The 19745-nt window shown below is 58.3% G+C and carries 17 protein-coding genes; 6 read left to right on the top strand and 11 right to left on the bottom strand.

Annotated features, from left to right (window positions below; genetic code table 11):
* Nucleotides 1-36: 36 nt before the first annotated feature.
* Together ACP15P_RS17440 and ACP15P_RS17435 are read left to right on the top strand one after the other, a co-directional pair.
* Entirely contained in the window at nt 37-1716 is a 1680-nt protein-coding gene (locus ACP15P_RS17440) for a bifunctional protein tyrosine phosphatase family protein/NAD(P)/FAD-dependent oxidoreductase (protein WP_424929742.1), read from the top strand.
* A gap of 48 nt (nt 1717-1764) precedes the next feature.
* The gene (locus ACP15P_RS17435; RefSeq protein WP_424929741.1) at nt 1765-3492 is read left to right on the top strand and encodes a SulP family inorganic anion transporter; all 1728 of its coding nucleotides are present in this window, start codon (nt 1765-1767) and stop codon (nt 3490-3492) included.
* 25 nt (nt 3493-3517) lie between these two features.
* On the opposite strand, the gene ACP15P_RS17430 is transcribed toward ACP15P_RS17435, so the two are convergent.
* The 4 genes from ACP15P_RS17430 to ACP15P_RS17415 are packed head-to-tail and all read right to left on the bottom strand — an operon-like array spanning nt 3518 to nt 7888.
* Nucleotides 3518-4465 carry an ABC transporter permease gene (locus ACP15P_RS17430; RefSeq protein WP_424929740.1) on the bottom strand — a complete coding sequence of 316 codons (948 nt, stop codon included), beginning with the start codon at nt 4463-4465 and terminating at the stop codon, nt 3518-3520.
* Nucleotides 4462-5400: an ABC transporter permease gene (locus ACP15P_RS17425; RefSeq protein ID WP_424929739.1), complete on the bottom strand. Its 939-nt coding sequence runs from the start codon at nt 5398-5400 to the stop codon at nt 4462-4464. The genes ACP15P_RS17430 and ACP15P_RS17425 overlap by 4 nt, the downstream gene beginning before the upstream one ends.
* Entirely contained in the window at nt 5397-6848 is a 1452-nt protein-coding gene (locus ACP15P_RS17420) for a sugar ABC transporter ATP-binding protein (protein ID WP_424929738.1), read from the bottom strand. Before ACP15P_RS17420 ends, ACP15P_RS17425 begins: the two co-directional genes overlap by 4 nt.
* A 20-nt stretch (nt 6849-6868) precedes the next feature.
* Nucleotides 6869-7888, bottom strand: a complete 1020-nt coding sequence (locus ACP15P_RS17415; protein WP_424929737.1) for an ABC transporter substrate-binding protein — start codon at nt 7886-7888, stop codon at nt 6869-6871.
* Between the two features lie 297 nt (nt 7889-8185).
* Here ACP15P_RS17415 and ACP15P_RS17410 point away from each other — a divergent pair, with 297 nt between their 5' ends.
* From ACP15P_RS17410 to ACP15P_RS17395, 4 genes are all read left to right on the top strand, one after another.
* Complete coding sequence (locus tag ACP15P_RS17410) at nt 8186-9073, top strand: LysR family transcriptional regulator (RefSeq protein ID WP_424929735.1); 888 nt, start codon at nt 8186-8188, stop codon at nt 9071-9073.
* 104 nt (nt 9074-9177) lie between these two features.
* Nucleotides 9178-9804, top strand: coding sequence for an NAD(P)H:quinone oxidoreductase (wrbA, locus tag ACP15P_RS17405; protein ID WP_424929734.1), 627 nt, complete (start codon nt 9178-9180; stop codon nt 9802-9804).
* Nucleotides 9804-10472 (top strand): DsbA family oxidoreductase, encoded by a 669-nt coding sequence (locus tag ACP15P_RS17400; protein WP_424929733.1) that lies wholly within the window; start codon nt 9804-9806, stop codon nt 10470-10472. The genes wrbA and ACP15P_RS17400 overlap by 1 nt, the downstream gene beginning before the upstream one ends.
* Nucleotides 10473-10620: 148 nt before the next feature.
* Nucleotides 10621-11508: an EamA family transporter gene (locus tag ACP15P_RS17395; RefSeq protein ID WP_424929732.1), complete on the top strand. Its 888-nt coding sequence runs from the start codon at nt 10621-10623 to the stop codon at nt 11506-11508.
* Here the strand turns inward: ACP15P_RS17395 and ACP15P_RS17390 are convergent.
* The 7 genes from ACP15P_RS17390 to ACP15P_RS17360 all read right to left on the bottom strand — a co-directional run bounded on the left by ACP15P_RS17390 (nt 11505) and on the right by ACP15P_RS17360 (nt 19745).
* Nucleotides 11505-12542: a LacI family DNA-binding transcriptional regulator gene (locus tag ACP15P_RS17390; RefSeq protein WP_424929731.1), complete on the bottom strand. Its 1038-nt coding sequence runs from the start codon at nt 12540-12542 to the stop codon at nt 11505-11507. The two genes, ACP15P_RS17395 and ACP15P_RS17390, sit on opposite strands and share 4 nt — an antisense overlap.
* Nucleotides 12539-13831, bottom strand: coding sequence for a sulfatase family protein (locus ACP15P_RS17385; protein ID WP_424929730.1), 1293 nt, complete (start codon nt 13829-13831; stop codon nt 12539-12541). The genes ACP15P_RS17390 and ACP15P_RS17385 overlap by 4 nt, the downstream gene beginning before the upstream one ends.
* Before the next feature lie 11 nt (nt 13832-13842).
* Nucleotides 13843-14682 carry a carbohydrate ABC transporter permease gene (locus ACP15P_RS17380; RefSeq protein WP_424929729.1) on the bottom strand — a complete coding sequence of 280 codons (840 nt, stop codon included), beginning with the start codon at nt 14680-14682 and terminating at the stop codon, nt 13843-13845.
* A complete protein-coding gene (locus tag ACP15P_RS17375) occupies nt 14675-15553 on the bottom strand; it encodes a carbohydrate ABC transporter permease (RefSeq protein WP_424929728.1) in 879 nt (292 codons plus the stop codon). Before ACP15P_RS17375 ends, ACP15P_RS17380 begins: the two co-directional genes overlap by 8 nt.
* 55 nt (nt 15554-15608) lie before the next feature.
* Nucleotides 15609-16844, bottom strand: a complete 1236-nt coding sequence (locus tag ACP15P_RS17370; RefSeq protein WP_424929727.1) for an extracellular solute-binding protein — start codon at nt 16842-16844, stop codon at nt 15609-15611.
* A gap of 55 nt (nt 16845-16899) precedes the next feature.
* On the bottom strand, nt 16900-17961 hold the full coding sequence (locus ACP15P_RS17365; protein ID WP_424929726.1) for an ABC transporter ATP-binding protein: 1062 nt from the start codon (nt 17959-17961) through the stop codon (nt 16900-16902).
* 359 nt (nt 17962-18320) lie between these two features.
* The gene (locus ACP15P_RS17360) at nt 18321-19745 is read right to left on the bottom strand and encodes an aspartate kinase (protein WP_424929725.1); all 1425 of its coding nucleotides are present in this window, start codon (nt 19743-19745) and stop codon (nt 18321-18323) included.

The following is a 19745-nucleotide window of genomic DNA, read 5'->3' as shown; positions in this document are numbered from 1 at the left end:
CAGGCCAACGGCATTGCAACAGGGAGGATTACCGCAATGGACTTAAGGAAAATATCGGAGAAATTCACCGTATCTCCACAGATCGCCGTTTCAGATATGGCCGAGATACGGGAAGCGGGGTTTCGTGCCATTATCTGTAACCGCCCGGATGGGGAAGGTGCGGACCAGCCGGGTTTTCAGGAGATAGAGACTGCGGCCAAGGCGGAGGGGATTGAGACCCGATACATTCCTGTTGTCTCCGGTATGGTCCGGGATGAGGATGTCACGGTATTTGGTGAAGCCCTGTCGGAAGTAAAGCGCCCCGCTTTGGCCTACTGCCGTACCGGCACACGGTCGGCAACGCTTTGGTCGCTCCATGAAGCAAAAAAGCGTCCGATTTCCGAAATCCTGTCGCGTACAAAAGGGGCTGGGTACGACATGAATGGTGTCGCCCGCCGCATCGTGAACGGTGGGCGGACACCAACGGATGTGGGTGACGCCAGCTACGACGTGGTGATCGTGGGTGGCGGGGCTGGTGGCATTTCCGTGGCCGCCAGTCTCAAGTCCCGCAAGCGGGACCTTTCCATTGCCGTGATCGACCCCGCGGACACCCATTACTATCAGCCAGGCTGGACAATGGTGGGCGGCGGCGTGTTTGAGGCGCCGGAAACGGCAAAAACAATGGGGTCGCTTATTCCGCGTGGGGTGAAGTGGATCCGTTCTGCGGTCGCGGCGTTTGAACCGCAAAACAATGCGGTGGTACTCGATGGCTGCCGCGTGGTGAAGTACGGACGTCTGGTGGTCTGCCCAGGCCTCAAACTGGACTGGGCCGGAGTCGAGGGTCTGGTGGAGACCCTAGGTCACAATGGGGTCACTTCAAACTACCGGTACGATCTCGCGCCCTACACCTGGGAACTGGTGGAGGGAATGGAGCAGGGTCGCGCCGTTTTTACGCAGCCTCCCATGCCGATCAAATGCGCGGGCGCACCGCAAAAGGCCATGTATCTCTCCGGCGATGCGTGGTTCAGGCGTGGTGTCCTGAAGAACATGGACATCCAGTTCATGAACGCGGGTGGCGTTCTGTTCGGTGTGAAGGACTACGTGCCCGCGCTTATGGAATACGTGGAAAAATACGATGCCAAGCTGAATTTTTTCCATAACCTCATTTCAATCGATGGACCCGCGAAAACTGCGAAATTCAGGGTGTCGAAGCCGGACACCGAACCTGAGGATGTCCAGGTTGAGTTTGATATGATCCATGTCTGCCCGCCCCAGACCGCGCCGGATTTCATTCGCGTCTCCCCCCTTGCGGATGCCGCTGGCTGGGTCGACGTGGACCAGGCCACACTGCGCCACAGGACTTTTGAGAACATCTGGTCCCTCGGCGATGTTATGAATGCGCCGAATGCCAAAACGGCGGCAGCCGCGCGCAAGCAGGCTCCGACCGTGGCGGAGAACATTGTCGCTGACATCGCAGGCCATTCGGCTGTTGCGCAATATGACGGCTACGGCTCATGCCCATTGACCGTCGAGCGCGGGAAAATCGTTTTGGCTGAGTTTGGGTATGGTGGTGTCCTCAAGCCGAGTTTTCCAAGTTGGCTGATCGACGGCACCAAACCAACACGCGCCGCTTGGCTTTTGAAAGAGCGTTTTCTGCCGCCGATTTACTGGAAAGCAATGCTGCGCGGCCATGAATGGATGGCGAAGCCTGAGAAGGTGCAGGTTGCGGCAGAATAATGCCCGCGTAATTGACGTCGACCTAGGGCGATTTTGACAGGACCAAAAATGCTTCGCTACTTTCCGATCCTCGACTGGGGCCGCCGCTACACGCGGACGGCCCTGGCCAATGACCTGGTTGCCGCGGTAATCGTGACCATCATGCTGATCCCGCAATCTCTTGCCTACGCGTTGCTGGCGGGATTGCCGCCCGAAGCCGGAATTTACGCCTCAATCGCGCCAATCATCCTCTACGCGGTTTTCGGCACGAGCCGGGCACTTGCCGTCGGTCCTGTTGCGGTGGTCTCGCTGATGACCGCAGCTGCCGTGGGTGAAGTTGCGTCGCAGGGAACGGCCGGATATGCCGTTGCGGCACTCACTCTGGCGTTTCTGTCCGGCGGATTTCTGCTTCTTCTTGGAGTCTTACGCCTTGGATTTATTGCCAACTTCCTTAGTCACCCGGTCATTGCCGGGTTTATTACCGCATCCGGCATCCTGATCGCAACGAGCCAGCTTAAACACATTCTGGGCGTTCCGGCCGGCGGACACACACTCCCTCAAATGCTCGGCGGGCTTTGGTCTCATCTGGACGACACCAACCTTGTCACTCTGGCGATCGGACTGTCGGCAACTGCATTTTTGTTCTGGGTGCGCAAAAGCCTGAAAGCCTTTCTAAAACGGCTGGGTGTACCATCGCTGCCCGCCGACATCCTGACCAAAGCCGGACCGGTGGCGGCAGTGGTCGCAACCACGCTTGCTGTCCAGATTTTTGACCTTGCGGAACAGGGCGTAAAGATTGTGGGCGATGTGCCACAAAGCCTGCCGCCTCTGACCATGCCCGGTCTTTCCCCAGAGTTGGTGGGCAGCCTGCTCGTTCCAGCAATTCTGATCTCGGTCATTGGTTTCGTGGAATCGATATCCGTGGCCCAGACCCTCGCGGCGAAAAAACGTCAGCGCATCGATCCCGACCAGGAGCTTATTGGGCTTGGCGCCGCCAACCTTGGCGCGGCATTCACAGGTGGCTACCCCGTTACAGGCGGATTTGCCCGCTCGGTCGTCAACTATGACGCTGGAGCCGAGACCCCGGCTGCAGGCGCATTTACCGCCATTGGTCTGGCCATTGCCGCCGTTGCTCTGACACCGCTTGTCTACTTCCTACCCAATGCCACGCTCGCCGCGACCATCATCGTCGCGGTGCTGGGGCTGGTTGATCTGTCGATACTAAAAAAAACATGGAAATATTCCCGCGCTGATTTCAGTGCGGTCGTGGCAACTATCGCCGTGACACTTCTCGTGGGTGTTGAAGCAGGCGTCGCATCCGGTGTGATTCTTTCCGTGATGCTCCACCTCTACAAAACGTCACGTCCCCACGTGGCGGAGGTGGGGCTGGTCCCGGGAACGCAACACTTCCGGAATATCCACCGCCACAAGGTCGTAACCGACCCCACTCTCGTCACGCTGCGTGTTGACGAGAGCCTCTACTTCGTGAACGCGCGCTTCCTGGAAGATTTGATCCAGAGCCGTGTGACCGAGGGATGTGATATCCGCAATGTTATTTTGATGTTTTCGGCCGTGAACGAAGTAGACTACTCCGCGCTCGAAAGTCTTGAGGCGATCAACCACCGGCTCAGTGATATGGGCGTGGGCCTGCACCTTTCCGAAGTGAAGGGGCCCGTCATGGATCGGCTCACCCGGTCACATCTTACAACAACCCTCAATGGGCAGGTGTTCCTGTCGCAATTTGAGGCGTGGGAACATCTGCGAAGAAAATCACCGAACCAGACAGCCGTGCAGTAGCTCCCGGAATGGTGACAGTCTCGTATCACGTCCGTCGCTTGCCACCGCTTGCCGCGACAATAACGCCAATGATGATGAGACCCGTCAGAACCAGCCTGACGCCCGCCCCCGCTCCAAAAGTGTTCAGCATGGTCACGAGCAGGAACAGGAACAGTGCGGCACCCCAGAGTCCCGGAACATTGGCGAAACCACCCGCCACGGATGTACCACCGATCACAACCACGGCAATCGAACTCAACAGGTACTCCTCACCCATGTTGAGCGCCGCACCACCCGAAAACGCTGAAAGCAGATAGCCGCAAAGCCCCGCCAGTGTCGCGCACATGATGTAGGTCGCTGCGCGGATGCGTTCGACTTTGACGCCGGCCAGATGCGCCGCGCGGATGTTCTGACCGATGGCAACCACACCCCGTCCGTACATCGTGCGGGTCAAAAGAACATGTCCCGCCACGGCAAGAATCATGACCAGAAGGGCGATCAATGGCACGCCTGCGATCTTCGCCGTCGTGAAATCGCCCAGTGGTTCCGGTGGTTTGACGCGGAGACCCCGGTTCCACCAGATTGCTGCGGACTGGAAGATGAAACTGGACGACAGGGTCGCGATAATTGGCGGAATCCGGAGCATGCGTATCAGCGCGTAATTGATTGCCCCAACCCCTGCCCCAATGGCCAAAGCAATCAGCAACCCAACCGGTATCATACCCGCACTGCCGTCCATCGTTTTCATCGCGACGGTACCCGCCAACGTCATGCAGGCCGGGATGGACAGGTCGACATTTCCCGGACCGAGCGTGATGACGAACATCTGCCCCAAAGCCACGATCACGAAAAAGGCTCCGAAGGTCATGGCAGCCGACAGAACCTCTGTCGCCCCACGGCCCTGGGTGAAGGTTGCCGTTGCAAGCCAAACGGCAACCGCACCGATCCAGGCCCATATCCAGGGCTGTCGGAAAATATGCAGCACGCCAGTCATCGTTTCGCCTCCGTCCGGCTGATGAGAATCCGAAGCGCCAGAACGATGATCAAAATCGCGCCCTGCGCACCGATCTGCCAGTCGGGATTGAGCCGCAGGAATGACAGGAACGAACCCGCAAGAGCGAGGGTAACAGCGCCGATTACCGCCCCTATTGGGGAAACACGCCCACCCACGAATTCTCCACCGCCAAGTATCACCCCGGCAATCGAGAGAAGCGTATAGCGCAATGCGATATTCGCGTCCGCCGAGGTTGTCAGCCCAACAAGAGCCATGCCCGACAGAACGCCAAAAAATCCGGCGAGCGCAAACATTATCATCTTGATCCGCAACAGCGACCAGCCCGCCCGCTCGAGCGAGCGCGGATTACCCCCCGCGCCACGTAGAACGGTACCCCAGGCAGAGCGCATCAGCAGAATGTGCACGACGATTGCGATAACCACCGAAGCGATAATCGGAAACGGGATGCCGGGCGGTTTGAGCGTCATCAGTGTGCGAATGTATTCCGGCGCCTTGCCCCCTGGTGTCGGGAGAACCAGCACGGCAAGCCCCAACCAGACAAAGGACATGCCCAGGGTCACCACAATTGACGGTAAATTGCGCAAATGGATCAGCGCCCCGAGCGCGGCATAGACCGCCACCAGCCCAATCAATGCCGCAATCCCCAGGAGTGGTGTGTCATAAAGCCAGGTTGCGGTAATACACGCCACAAGGCTGACAAACCCGCCAATCGACAGATCAAGCTCATTCACGCAGAGCACAAACATCTGCGCTATCGTCGCCAGCGCAATTGGAATGGCCAGGTTCAACAGTAGATTCAGCCCAAAATAACTCATGGTGCGCGGCTGAAGATAGAAAATCGCTATCAGAAGCACCGCGAGCGAGAGCGGCGGCAACAGGCTGCGCAGCATCCTTGGCGAAAACAGCCCGTTCATGCGTCAGCACGAAACGAGGCGTGCAACACCCGCTCCTCTGTCATCTCCGCCCGGGGCAGGTCCGCGACGATGCCACCTTCACGAAAAACATAGACATGGTCACAATTTCTCAGTTCGTCCATTTCGGTCGTGTACCAAAGGAACGTCCGGCCCTGGGCGGCCTCGTCCCGGATCATTCCGTAGACCTCCTGCTTCGTTCCGACATCCACCCCCCGCATTGGATCGTCCATCACAATGATTTCCGCGCTTGAGCCAAGTGCGCGGGCGAAAAGGGCTTTCTGTTGATTACCACCGGACAGCGAAAGGATCGGGTCATCCACATCCGGCGTCCGTATACCAATACGTTGACGCCATTCATCCGCAAAATCACGTGCCTGAGTTTGATCAATCAAAATGCCACGCAGAAACCGTTGGAGTGACCCGACAGAAATGTTGTCCGCAATTGACCAGAGCGGGAACACGCCATCGGTCTGCCGATCACCCGCAACCAGCGCCACACTGCCCTCCACCTGCGCACCGGAGGCATGGTCGAACACGTCCACAATCAGCTCGGTCTGGCCCTGCCCGCTTAATCCCGCAAGCCCGACGACTTCGCCTTGATGTGCGGCAAGGGCCAGACTATCAGGCGCTTTGGGCCGTGCCTCGACAACGATTGGCGCACTGTCGCGGATTACCGGTCGGTCGGCGCTGTCCCGGGCGTCCTCGGCTACACTGCCCATAGCAGCAACAAGGCTGTCCCTGTTGAAATGCTCCGCGTCATCCAGCTCGACCACGCCACCATCGCGCATCACGGCAATACGGTCCGAAGCCTCAAGGATTTCACCAAGAAGGTGGGAGATCAGAACGCAGCTGCCACCGGCCTCAACATAGCGACGCACATGGGACAGCAGCTTAGTCGCGGCAACGGCATCCAGCGAGGAGGTCGGCTCATCAAGGATCACAACCCTGGCTTCAGTTGTCGTCACGGCAAATGACCGTGCAATCTCCACCATCTGCCGTTTGGCAATGGAGAGGTCGCCGACGATATCATCCGCCGATATGCCATGACCGGGAAAAACCGTATCCAGCATTCCGCCGATCAGGGCACGTGCCCTGCGTCGCCAACCGGGTCCGGAGATCGATGGATGCGTAATGCGCGCGTTCTCCGCAACGGAGAGATTGGGGCATAGCGACAGTTCCTGATAGACACAGCGTACACCATGCCGTGTCGCGTTCTGTGGAGTGAGCCGATCCGTGATGTCGGAGCCCGCGACCTCGATCCGCCCGGTATCGGGAACGAGGTTGCCGGAAAGAACATTCATCAGCGTGGATTTGCCGGCCCCGTTATGACCGACAAGACCGAGGCATTCGCCGGCCCAAAGCTCCAGCGAAACGCCTCTTAGGGCCTGAACGGCGCCGAAACTTTTTTCGACGCCGTTCAGGACAACGACAGGTGCGTCTTTTGTCATACCTTGAAGTCAGGTCAGGCTCAGCTTGCGCCGGATATCACCGCCTGAGCGTCCTCCAGCGTGTATTCCACGTTGGCAACGCCGCCTTCTTCCGTGTTCGCCAGGTTGTCCTCAAGATTGTCCTGATCGATACGCAGGAAGGGCACCGTCAGATCCTTGGGAACGTCGGCCCCGTCAAGAATTTGCTGGGCGACCCAGAAGGCCAATGTTGACACGCCCGGCGCAATGGAAACGGACATGGTCTCATAGCCGCTGGCATCCTTTTGTTCCTTCCACCAGCTCAGCTCGTCGTGTCGGTTGCCCATAACGATTACCGGGATGTCCCGGCCCGCAGCCTTGAACGCTTGAGCTGCGCCATACCCGTCACCGCCCTGGGTTACGACACCAACGATGTCATCCGGAAGCGACGGCAGAATGCCCGCAACGGCTTTCTGCGATACATCCTGCGCCCAGTTGCCGTGGACCGAGCCGACTATCTCAAACTTCCCGGTTTCAGCAACACCCTCGTGGATGCCCGCGCTTATTTCGTCGTCAACGAACACACCAGCGAGGCCACGGATTTCCAGCAGGTTCCCGCCTTCGGAAAGCTTGTCAGAGAGGTAAAGCACCTCATCCTTTCCCATCTGCTTGAAATCCACGGCAATCCGCCATGCACAGGGCTCTGTCACGATGCCATCGAAGCTCACGACAACAACGCCGGCGTCACAGGCCTCCTTCACCGCACCGTTCAAGCCCTCGGGAGAAGCGGCGTTGACCACAATCGCATCATAGCCCTGCAGGATCAGATTCTGAATCTGCGCCGCCTGTTCGGTCACCTGGTTTTCGGCGGTTGTGAAAGCGTCCGCCGCGGCAACCGTGCCGTTTTCGACCGCCTCACCTGTCACTTTTTCCCAGCTGCCAAGCATGGCCTGACGCCAGGAATTTCCCGCATAGTTGTTCGAAAGCGCGATCCGTTTGTCAGATGTGTCGGCAATCGCAGACACGGTCATGCCTGACAGTGCGACGGCCGTCACCATTCCAAGAGTGGTGATCGTTTTCATGGTAAGTCCTCCCTTATGTTCTTGCGACGCCCCGCATTTCACGATTGTACGTCGGATGCCGACAGCCTCTACGTCCAGCCGGTTCTGTCAACACTTATTGTGAGAGGGATTGGTCTTGGATGCGCAACGCCTGCCCTGGAAAAGGGACAAGTCTATGGCGGATCAAGCGGGAACTCGGTTCCTGAAGAAGCTGACAGCCGAATAGCTGGCTAATCCCATGCAGTTCCGTAAACCGGAACAATGCCGGACGAATTTCCGGTCCTTCCCCTATCAACGCTATCGTGCTTTGAACGGAGCATGGACAAGCTCTCGGTCATGAATGCTTTTTGCCGGATTGTGGAACGTGGCAGCTTCGCCCGCGCGGCGGAGGATCTTGGGGTGTCGCCGGCACTCCTGAGCCGGGAGGTGAAGCTTCTTGAGGAGGGTCTCGGCGCAAGCCTTTTGACCCGGACCACACGACGCATGTCGCTCACGGATCACGGGCGGATCTACTACGACGAGGCGCGTCGCATCCTCGGCGCCGTGACAATGGTCGAGGACCGTATCCGGGAAGGAGCCGGTGAAGTCAGCGGGCATTTAAAGGTCAACGCATCGAGTTCGTTTGGCCAGATGGTCATCGCACCGATGCTGCCGGAATTCCTTGCGAAATATCCGGATCTACGTTTGACACTTTCGCTTGATGATCGGGTCGTTGACATGATTGAGGGCGGCTTCGATGTATCGATCCGCATCCGTCCAGCAATGCCGGATTCCGCGCTGATCGCCCGCAAGGTCGGTACCATGCGCCAACATATATTTGCATCCCCGGGCTATCTCGCCAATCATGGATCTCCTGATACACCCCATGACCTGCCCAAGCACCGGATCATCGGATTTCTTTTGGCGGACCATCTGACACATTGGTCGCTGAACGGCCCCGACGGCCCGCTGGACATTCCGCTCGATCCGCCCGTACGCGTTGGAAACAGCCTCGTGCTGCGGGATCTGCTTATTGCCGGACAGGGAATCGGGACGCTGCCGGATTTCATCTCCACGGCTGAGGAGGCGAAGGGCTCACTCGTCCGCGTTCTGCCGCAATACCAGTTGCCGGCACCGGAGATCTTTGCCGTTACGGGGTCCCGTCTTGGAATCGATGCACGTGTGACGGCTTTTCTGAAGCACCTCCGCGCAGCACTCGAACACTGATATTCTTCAATACACGTAAAGAGTGAACTCAAACCACGACGGTTTTTCCGGAGCGTGGGTTCACCGATTTTACTGGCACATCAGACAAAGCCAGTGAGGATCAAATGACCCGAATTCTAGTTCTCTACTATTCCAGCTATGGCCATGTGCGCCAGCTCGCCGAAGCCGAGGCTGAAGGCGCACGGAGCATTCCCGGTGTCACGACCGACATCCGCCGCGTACCCGAAACCGTCCCGGCTTCCGTCCGTCTGAGCGCGGGATACATTGCAGACGACACTCCCGAGGCCACACCGGCCGACCTCGCCAACTATGACGGTTTTCTCTTCGGTACGCCCACCCGGTTCGGGATGATGGCAGGCCAGATGAAGCAGTTTCTCGACCAGGCGGGCGGCCTCTGGGCCCGAAACGCCCTCGTCGGCAAGGTTGCAGGCGTATTCGCCTCGACCGGTTCGCAACATGGTGGCCACGAGGCCACACTGCTGTCGACACAGATACCGCTGCAGCATTTCGGAATGCTGATTGCCGGCATGCCTTACACGTTCTCAGGGCAAACAACGCATGATGGCATTATTGGCGGCGCACCCTATGGAGCCGGCACAATCGCGGGGGCGGACGGCGCGCTCGCGCCAACTGACACCGACCTTGCCGGAGCGCGGTTTCAGGGCGCGCATGTAGCCGAAATCGCGTCCCGCATCGCGGCGGCAACCGTCAGAGAACGGGAGGTCGCATAATGGCTCTGCTGACGATCGATTTCTTTCATGACGTTGTTTGCTGCTGGAGTTTCAATATCTCATCGAGACTACGTATGCTCGCGGTGGAACTCGACCTTGATATCCGGCACCGGACTTTCGTGCTTCAGGGCAGCGAACGCGAAATGGCGGAACGCTGGGGCACGCCCGAACAGGCGCGCGATACCATCCTGGGACACTGGGAAAGGTGCCGTGGCGTCAGCGACCGACCGGAGCTCGTCAATATCAAGGCCATGCGAAAGGCCCCGTTTCCCTACCCGCACGGCAATGTCGCGGCGCGGGCATGCAAGGCTGCCGAAGCTCTCGGCGGCCAGGCAGCCCATTGGGACATGTTCGACAGCCTCCAGCGCGCGCACCTGTCTGAAGCCCGCGACATCGCAGATCGCGACGTGGTTGTGGAGATTGGCGCGGCGGCGGGTTTCGATCGTGACACCTTCACCCTTCTGGTCGATGCTCCCGAAACAAAAGCCGCCGTCGACGCCGATCGCCTGTACGCCAGACAACTTCAGGTCACCAGTGTACCCAGCCTGATCGTGCGACAGACCGGGAACCGCCTCGTCAATGGTCCGACTGACGATCTTCGCGCCCAAATAACCGCATCGGCGCGTCTCGCCACATTCAACGAAAGGGCGATCACATGCGCATCCTGAATAGACCGCACACCGGAAGGCACAGGCGACGGATTCTCTTCGACGTGCCCCATTACTTGATGCGCGATGTCGGGCTGGACCCGCAGCCCCACACAAATCGCTACCCAACGGCCCGCCATTGGCAGGCTATAATGCGGAGTTTCAACTTATGACCCGGACCACCGACATTCTTCTGACCGCTGTCGCCCCTGCCGTTTGGGGCAGCACATATTTCGTCACCACGGAGTTCCTGCCCGAAGGTTACCCTGTCACGCTTGCAGTTCTGCGTGCCCTGCCCGCAGGCATTCTGCTGCTGGCCATCACCCGCTGCCTGCCACCGCGAGCCTGGCTGGGACGGGTGTTTGTTCTTGGAGCGCTAAATTTCGCAGTGTTCTGGACGCTCCTGTTCATTGCCGCCTACCACCTTCCTGGCGGGGTTGCGGCAACGGTCACGGCCGTTCAGGCTTTGATCGTCATTGGAATGGCACGGGCCTGGCTTGGAACGCCCGTACGCATGGCGGCGGTGGGTGCAGCAATAACCGGAATTATCGGGGTGGGCCTCCTGCTACTGGGGCCCGGCGCCGCGCTTGATCCTGTCGGCATCGCGGCCGCCCTGGGCGCAGCAGCCTCTATGGCTGCGGGTACCGTGCTCAGTCGAAAATGGCAGCCCCCGGTACCGGCCCTGAGCTTCACGGCCTGGCAACTGACGGCTGGTGGGCTCATTCTCCTGCCGATGTCATTTTTGGTCGAACCCGCACTGCCCCCGCTTACCGCTGCAAACCTGGGCGGCCTTCTATGGCTGGGACTTATCGGAGCTGCCGCCACCTACTGGATCTGGTTTCGTGGCGTGGCACGAATCGAGCCCGGGGCAGTTTCCATGCTGGGCATGATGAGTCCCGTCACGGCCGTCTTCCTCGGATGGGTCTGGCTCGGTCAGGCACTCACCCCACTACAGGCTCTCGGAGCGACTGTCGTCCTCGGCTCGGTATGGGTCAGCCAGGCCGCACATTCAACCGGAGGTCTTAACAAACTGCGCAACCGAACAGCCCGGGCCTAGCCTGTGCCACCGATCCCCAGACTCTCGCGTGCCACGAATGTGGTATGCAGAGTCACGGTTTTTGCCACCCTACGGCCGGAACTGCGTTCGATAACGAGGTCAAAGGCCGTGCGGCCTATATCACCGGCGGGTATCTCAACACTCGCCAGCGGAGGGGTCAGCAACTGGGCAATGGAGTTATCCCCCATTCCGACAACACGGATATCGTCCGGTATGCTCAATCCCTCCGCCGCAATCCCCTGATAGGCCTCCGCAGCAACAAGGTCGGTCGTCGCAAGAAGGCCATCGGGTAGAGGTTTACCTTGCTCCCGAAGTTTTTCAAACATCCGGCTTATGGCCTGCCTGCCGTTTATCTGATCGCGGGACTGGATGATGAGATAATCCGCGTCAAAACCACCGTTATCCATGCTCCATGGTTTAAAAAAACGGCCACGCCCAACTGTTGACGCGCTCGTCTGCACGTCCACGAGGTCGACACAGGCAAGTCTGCTGCATCCCTGGGACTTGAGCAGGTCAAGCGCTCGTCCCACGGCAAGGTCCACGTCCGTAACCACGCTGTCGTCACCAGCCTCAGGGTCCCGCGCCGGCTGATCCGCAAACACCACTGGGAGGTCAAGCGCCCGCGCGGTTGACAACACGTCGTCCGGCACGACGCCAATCACAATCACCCCCAGCGCACGCTCACCTGACCGAAAAGCAAGTGGCACCGACGGGTCTGCCCGAAGTATCCGAACATCCCGCTCCAATGCCGCCGCTTCGATGCCTTTGCGAACGCCAACGTAAAACGGTCGCGAGAGCTCCTCATCCGCTGTCAGCGCATGGCACAATACCACGACCTCGGTTTCAGTTTTACGTTTTGTCCGGGCTGGCGGTGCCCTCTTCGGCCGCACATAGTTGAGCTCTTCCGCAGTTTCCAAAATCGCCCGGCGCCGTTCATCCGAGATCGACAGGGTCGGCTCCTTGGATAAAACGCGCGACACCGTGGACTCGGCTACTCCAACACGTGTGGCGATTTCCTTGAGTGTAACTTTCATCCGGCCATTTCTGCGGCTAAAACTTCCGGGCGGTCTTCTCCGGCTTCGACCATGCGTTCAAGCAGGCGTTCACGCAAACCGGCCCTAACATCGGTGAGACCTGGATCACCAACGAGGTTGTTTAACTCGTGAGGGTCAGTTTCGAGGTCGTAAAGAAATGCCTCGCGATATGTGGACGCTCCACTGTCATCCCAGCCATCGACTCCCTCGCCGGAAATTTCATATTTCCAGCGACCGGTGCGCAGAGCCCGCCCAACATGGCTCTCGCTGATCTGAATGAAGATATCCTGCGGTCCTCCGTCTGACAGTATCGAACGACCCTGCATCTCATCCGGTGGCGTGATGCCCGCAGCGTCGAGAAGGGTTGGGGGAAGATCGATCAGACTTACCGGCCTGTCCGGCTCCGATCCGGGTTCAAATCCCGGCCCCCGGATGAAGGTTGGAACACGGATTGAGGCCTCGTGGCAGGAACGTTTGTATTCGTCATTTCTTGTCTTGAAATGACAGCCATGGTCGGAGCTGAACAGTACGATCGTATCATCAAGCATTCCGCGGGAGCGCAGCATGTCCGCGATACGCCCAAGTGCGGCATCGAGGCGGCTGATCATCCCCATATAACCGAAATAATGCTCCGCGCTTGTTCCTCCCAGGGTTTTCAGGTCCTCCGGAAGTTCCGGGTTTCGGCCCTGAAGCCAGCTTTCGATTCCGGATGGCGCCGGGTAGTCGTCCGTCTGGTTCTGATGGTGCGGTTCAAGAAACGACAGGAACAGGAAGAACGGATCGTCCCGTGACTGATCCATCCAGCGAATCGCTGCATCCGTCAACGCATCAACCCGGTAGCCAGGCAGGTTTTGCGGTGTGCCATCGGCCTCATAAACCGTTGTTTCGTAGGCGGTCGAGGTGAATTCAAGAATGTTCGAAGCGAGCCAATAGTCATATCCCGCCTGTTCGTCTTTCGGCACCGGGTTGTCAGAGGCCAGGTGCCATTTGCCGATGTAACCCGTAGAGTAACCGTGCTCCCTGAAATGATGGCCGAGCGTATGCTCCTCAAGCGGCAGGGTGATGTCGTTCCGGTAAACCCCGGTACGCGACTGGTATCGCCCCGTTTGCAGCGCGGCCCGCGCCGGTGTGCAGACCGGCTGACAGGTGAAACTCTCCCGCACAAAGCACCCCTCGCGGGACAGGTGATCAAAATTTGGCGTGATGTTAAGCGGGTTTCCATGTCGCCCGACGGTGTCCCATCGTTGCTGATCCGTAAAGAAAACGAGGACGTTGGGACGTTTGCGCATAAGATCTCCTGTCATTTCATACCCGACAGCATCACGCTTCTGATGAAGAACCGTTGCGCGAACAGGAACAGAAGCAGACAGGGAATGAACATGAGCATTCCCCCGACGGCTGTCAGGTTCCAACGGGTGAAATATTCCTGGTTAAACAATGTCAGACCGGTGGTGATCGGGCGCATCTGCTCCGAACTCACAACCACGAGCGGCCAGAGAAACTCGTTGAACTGAAACACAAAAGTCAGAAGAGCGAGCGTTGCGATTGCGGGATAGAGCTGCGGAAGGACAATGTCCCAGAACACGCGCAGCTCTCCGCCACCGTCCACACGTGCGGCGTCGAGCAGGTCATCGGGAATTGGAAGAATGAACTGCCGCATCAGGAAAATGCCAAAGCCGCTCATCGCGAACGGCAGGATAAGCCCGGTATAAGTGTTCAGCAGACCCACCTCGGCCGTAAGAATGTAGAGCGGCACCAATCGAATGAAGAACGGCAGCATTAGCGTGGACAACAGTGCCGCAAACATAATGCGCCGTCCGGGAAATTGCATCTTTGCAAAGACATAGCCGATCAGCGGGTCAAACACGACATGCAGGAAGCTGATGGCTCCCGCAATGACGAAACTGTTGAGGATAAACCGCGCGAATGGAGCCTCCTCCCAGATCGTGATGTAATTCAGCCACTGCGGCTGCTCCGGGATTACCACCACCTCGCCGCTGAAAAGATCTGCATCGGATTGCAGCGACAGCGATACCATATACAAAAAAGGAAGCATGGCGAGAAACACCGCAATCACCAGCAATGCTCCAATGGAAATGCGCAGCCAAAGCGGCACGCGGTCACGGGATCGGTCATACATGGCGAATATCCCTGTGGAGAAGCCGAAACTGCAGGAAGGTGACAAGCAGGATGAACAGGAACATCAGGAACGACAGGGCAGAGGAATAGCCGAGATTCAAATCCTGAAAGGCTGTTTCATAAACATGCAGCGAGTAGAGCCTCGTCGAGTTTGCCGGCCCACCACCCGTCATCAGATAGGGTAGCGCAAGCTCCTGCAGACTGCTGATCCCCAGCGTCACGGCCAGGAACAGCGTCGTCGGCATCAGCAACGGAAGAGTTATGTCACGCATCTGATCGGTCGGGCGGGCACCATCGACACGGGCGGCATCGTAAAGGTGTCCCGGAATGCCCTGAATGGCCGCAATGTATATGAGCGTCGCGTAGCCTATATCCTTCCAGCTCGACACAAACACAAGCACCCAGATCGCCGCGTCGGGATCCGCGAGCCAGGATTGGGTCGGCAGGTTGAGTGAAATCAAAGCGGCATTCAAAATGCCGGTGAACGGATCAAGGATTGCGCGCCACATGAGCCCGCCGATCACGAACGATACAATGTAGGGGAAAAACAGGATCGCCCGTACCGTATTGTTCCCCTTGGTCGGCCCGGCCAGCACCGCGGCAAACAACAGTGCGAAACAGATCGTCAGGATGGTTGAGCCAAAGGAGTAGATCATCGTCGCACTCAGCGACCGGTGAACCAGAGCGTCCGAGAGCGCGCGCGTGTAATTGCCAAGCCCAATAAAGCTGCTTTCGCCCACCATGGGCTGGCCGGAATAGAAACTGGCCCACAACTCAACAGCAATCGGGCCAAAGAAAAAGATCGTGAAATAGATGATGGCCGGCAGCAGCAGCGCATAGGCAATCACGATCTGTTTTCTGCGATAGCTCATCTTCCCACTCCGGCTGGTGCGGCGGGGCCGGACAGCCGCCCGACCCCTGTTGCCCCTACTGGCTCAGCAGTTGGTTGGCCTCATCCTCGGCCGCCGGCATCACGTCAGCAGCTTGGGCACCGCCGTACACAACCTCGTCAATCGCACCGAGGTAGATCGTCTCAAGCTGGCTGACGGGCGCACCGGAACGGCTGATTTCGGTAGTTGTTCCCTGTGAATAGGGAAGACAGCTGCCGAATGCGCTCAGGATCGGGTCGTTCGCAATTTCCTCATTCTCAAGCCAGGATTTGCGCGGCATGGTCATGCCGTACTGCAATGCGGTCGCGACCTCCACGTCAACAGCCGTGAGACGCTTGGTGAGTTCCCAGGCCATTTCGGGGTGCTCCGCTTCAGCGGGAATCATTAGACTTACGCCACCCTGCATGGTCCGCTGCTCCTTGTGGGTCAGCGACGGCGCCACAGCCCAGTTCAGATCCGGATTGCCTTCCTTGATTGGGCGCACGTCCCAGGGACCGGTGATGATCATTGCGGCGCGTCCGGCCGTGAAGAGTTTCTGCGGCCCCTCGTAATCCGCCCCCTGAATCGGCGGCGGCGCGGCGCGATCCTTGTGGATCAGGTCGCCGACAAACTGAATGGCCTCCATCGCCGCGTCCGATCCGAAGGTCATTTCATGCGCATCAGCATCGTACCAGTCCGCTCCGTTCTGGTAGAGCCAGGGAAAGTAATAAGCGATACTGGGATTGGGCGCGAACCCATACTTTCCGCCACCGGTGGTTGCGATGGCGACCTCGCGAAATTCCTCCCAATTGGTTGGCGGCCCGTCAAAGCCCGCTTCGGACAGCATGTCCACATTGTAGAGCAGCGTCGCACAGGTCAGATGGATCTGGACCGCGTAAATCTCACCATCAAGAGTATTCTTCGCAACTGAACTGTCCTGCCAGTCCTCCGGGAACCCGTAATCTGAATCCTGCTCAATAAAGTCACCCAGAGGAGTCAGATGACCCTGCTCCGCAAACTCCGTGACCCAGCCTCCGGGCTCGGCAACGAGGTCCGGCGTGGTGCCACCGGCAAAATCCGCCACCAGTTTCGTGCGCATGTCCGGCCACTGATACCGCTCGAGTGCAACCTCCCAACCTGGATTATCCGCCTCGAACTGCTCAATCACCTCCAGATATGTATGATAGGCATGGCCTGCGTTGAAATAGACCGTCAGCGTCTCAGCCAACGTCGATGTTCCCGCCGTTGTACCCAGGATCAGGGCAAGCGTGCCCGCTTTTCTGAAGTAAGTCATTTCCGGTAGTCCTCCCTTTTTTGTTGTCCGGTTGCACCCGGTTACTGCGCTTCTTTCAATAAAGTCGCGTCCCGCTGTTCCGTTCGAAGAGAAAGTATCGGCCCTCCCGAATACCGACCCTGACTGTTGTACCAGGAACCACGGTCCGGTTTTCCCCAAGTTCCGCGCAAAGCCGGTCATCCCCTTCCGATCCTGCGGTATATGCAAAGGAGGTGCCGCCGAGATGCTCCACCGCCCCCACCGTCAGAGACCCGCCATCCTCAACCGGATTGAGATGTTCCGGTCGAACTCCAAGGAGCATCCCCGGGCGTGGCGTCACACCAGCCGGAGTCGGCACAACCAGCCCTTCAAGCTGGGGAAGTTGCATGTCTGCTCCCCTTGGTACAACTTCCAGCAGGTTCATCGCCGGTGAACCGATGAAACGTGCCACAAAGAGATTTCGCGGGTTGTCGTACAGCTCCAGCGGCGGCCCGACCTGCTCAATCCGCCCGTCCCTCAGGACCACAATCCTGTCCGCGAGTGTCATTGCCTCCACCTGGTCATGGGTTACATAAATCGTGGTCGCACCCAGCCGCCGCTGCATTTCGGCGATTTCGAGCCGCATTTTTACGCGCAACTCGGCATCCAGGTTCGACAGCGGCTCATCGAAAAGAAATGCTTCGGGCTCACGAATGACCGCCCGCCCGATAGCAACCCTTTGCCGCTGTCCGCCAGACAGTTCGGCCGGTTTGCGCTCCAGAAGAGCCCCCAGCCCCAAAGAGCGGGCCACCTCGTCCGTCCGTTTTTTGATTTCCGGTTTTGAAACACGCGCAAGTTTGAGCGGATAGCCAATATTTTGTGCCACCGTCATATGGGGATAAAGCGCATAATTTTGGAAAACCATGGCCATGGACCGGTCACCCGGCGACAGCCGACCGACTTCCCGCTCACCAATGTGGATCTGACCTTCGGTCAACTCCTCCAGTCCCACAATGGTCCGCAGCAACGTTGATTTTCCGCAGCCGGACGGCCCCACAAAAACGCAGAACTCGCCATCCGCGATTTCAAGATCAAGCGACGGGATCGCCTCAAAAGTGCCGTAGCACTTGCGCACGCCCACCAGCGAAAGTTTCGACAAGGGGTGTCCTCCCTATGGCTCCCCGCATTGCCCCCTTTTTTGCGACGCAGGTCCTTTTAGGAAAGAGCGTATTACTTTCCTTTCTTTCCTGTCAACTTTTCTTTCAGGACAGCACTCGATCTAATCAAAATCTGATAAAATAATGTTTTTCAATGGTTTTATGAAATTATGTACAAACTGGAAAACGTTAGAGCAGTTAGGAAAGAAAAGTCATGCGCTACAAAAGGAACGGTGGCTAGCCGCCCAAACCCTCCAAGCTCATGGGCAATGCCAACAAACAAAAGACCGACCCCAAACGATCAGTTTCCGGGGTCGGTCCAAAAAATTTAGTTTGGACTCAGGTCTGCTTCAGCCCACAGTCAGGCCGCGCGGGCAAGATTTGGCGCGTCCTCTTTCACCAAGGCACCATGCAAAGCGGCAATCACCGCATTCAGGTCCTTGCGGTCCAGAATGAACTGAACATCGACATTTCGCGGTCCCTGCGTGGCCCCGATGCAGTCCAGTCCCGAGCCCGCAATCGCCTGCAGGCCCCGTGTCAGCACCGACAGCCCGGACAGATCACGTCCAATGACTGATGCCATCGCAATGGCCCGGGTCGACACCTCGGCGGAAGGATAGATACCGGAAAGATCCCGCTCCACACGCCGCAGCACGTCCATCGATGTATCGACATAATGCGTGATTGTGTTTGCGTTTGAAACCTTCGACACGATGCGCACGCCATGTCGGGTCAGGACTTCGAGGATCGCGGAATCGTAGCCTTTCACGCCGACCATATCCTGCTCAAACAACTCGAGCGCGAACAGCTCCAAGCCTGTCACTATCTCGACCGCAGCGCTTTCCGCCGGCTGGTCGTCAATGAGCGTGCCCGGGTCTTTCGGCTCAAACGCATTGGTCACGCGGAGCGGAACCCCGGACTGCCGCAGCGTCTTGGCCGCCTTCGGATGGATTGCCTCCATGCCGAGGTTGGACAGCTGATCGGCCACATCATAGTTTGTCCGACCAAGTTTTTTGACTTCTCCCGCCCCAACAAGATTGGGATCGGCGGAGGACAAATGAAACTCTTTATGTATGATCGCCTCACGTGCACCCGTCAGGGCCGCCAGCCGCGAGAAAGTCACCTCCGAATAGCCCCGATCATACTCACCCATGAGGCCCTCGCGGCACTGCGCGTACCCCGTGACGATCGGCAACTCACAGTCGAGGTCCACCCGGTCCATGGCTGACATGATCCGCTCATCCAAGGTCAGGTCATCCTCGTCACACCAGCCGGAGAGGTCGACAAAGCGCGCCTCCACACCAGCCCGCTGCAGCATCAGTGTCGTGACAAATGCGGAGTGGGATTCTCCAAGCCCGGCAAGCAGTTCCCGCGTCTGGCTCATGTTTTGCGCGAGGCGAAAATGTCCATAGGAACACAGCCGTTGAAGGTCGATCAGACAGTTCCGCGCCCCCAGCAACCGATCCTGAACGAAAGCATCCGCGCGCTCAACATCTGCCGGATGCTGCAGGATCCGGTTGTGGGCCTTTTTCATGGCTCCCGCAACCCGGTCGAGACGCGTGTACCAGTCATGCTCGTTATCGCCACTCGAGAAAACGGCAAACACACCGCGCTCCCCGGTTTTTTTGTGTTCGAGCAGAAGGTTGGTGATCCCACCGAAAGCCGATACAACAAAAATACGACCGTAAATCTCGTCCGGCCCCCGGTCACCGAGTATCAACGTGTCACGCAACTCGTCGATACGGTCCATTGAGGTGCCACCGATTTTTTCGACGGTATGCGCCAT

The organism is Amaricoccus tamworthensis (genome assembly GCF_049800875.1).
Lineage (GTDB): Bacteria > Pseudomonadota > Alphaproteobacteria > Rhodobacterales > Rhodobacteraceae > Amaricoccus > Amaricoccus tamworthensis.
Note: the sequence above shows the minus strand (reverse complement) of the source record. Positions and strands in the feature narration are given on the sequence as shown.

Coding starts and splice junctions, on each gene's coding strand:
- ACP15P_RS17440 (WP_424929742.1), top strand. CDS start 37: ATGGACTTAAGGAAAATATCGGAGAAATTCACCGTATCTCCACAGATC.
- ACP15P_RS17435 (WP_424929741.1), top strand. CDS start 1,765: ATGCTTCGCTACTTTCCGATCCTCGACTGGGGCCGCCGCTACACGCGG.
- ACP15P_RS17430 (WP_424929740.1), bottom strand. CDS start 4,465: ATGACTGGCGTGCTGCATATTTTCCGACAGCCCTGGATATGGGCCTGG.
- ACP15P_RS17425 (WP_424929739.1), bottom strand. CDS start 5,400: ATGAACGGGCTGTTTTCGCCAAGGATGCTGCGCAGCCTGTTGCCGCCG.
- ACP15P_RS17420 (WP_424929738.1), bottom strand. CDS start 6,848: ATGACAAAAGACGCACCTGTCGTTGTCCTGAACGGCGTCGAAAAAAGT.
- ACP15P_RS17415 (WP_424929737.1), bottom strand. CDS start 7,888: ATGAAAACGATCACCACTCTTGGAATGGTGACGGCCGTCGCACTGTCA.
- ACP15P_RS17410 (WP_424929735.1), top strand. CDS start 8,186: ATGGACAAGCTCTCGGTCATGAATGCTTTTTGCCGGATTGTGGAACGT.
- wrbA (WP_424929734.1), top strand. CDS start 9,178: ATGACCCGAATTCTAGTTCTCTACTATTCCAGCTATGGCCATGTGCGC.
- ACP15P_RS17400 (WP_424929733.1), top strand. CDS start 9,804: ATGGCTCTGCTGACGATCGATTTCTTTCATGACGTTGTTTGCTGCTGG.
- ACP15P_RS17395 (WP_424929732.1), top strand. CDS start 10,621: ATGACCCGGACCACCGACATTCTTCTGACCGCTGTCGCCCCTGCCGTT.
- ACP15P_RS17390 (WP_424929731.1), bottom strand. CDS start 12,542: ATGAAAGTTACACTCAAGGAAATCGCCACACGTGTTGGAGTAGCCGAG.
- ACP15P_RS17385 (WP_424929730.1), bottom strand. CDS start 13,831: ATGCGCAAACGTCCCAACGTCCTCGTTTTCTTTACGGATCAGCAACGA.
- ACP15P_RS17380 (WP_424929729.1), bottom strand. CDS start 14,682: ATGTATGACCGATCCCGTGACCGCGTGCCGCTTTGGCTGCGCATTTCC.
- ACP15P_RS17375 (WP_424929728.1), bottom strand. CDS start 15,553: ATGAGCTATCGCAGAAAACAGATCGTGATTGCCTATGCGCTGCTGCTG.
- ACP15P_RS17370 (WP_424929727.1), bottom strand. CDS start 16,844: ATGACTTACTTCAGAAAAGCGGGCACGCTTGCCCTGATCCTGGGTACA.
- ACP15P_RS17360 (WP_424929725.1), bottom strand. CDS start 19,745: ATGGCGCATACCGTCGAAAAAATCGGTGGCACCTCAATGGACCGTATC.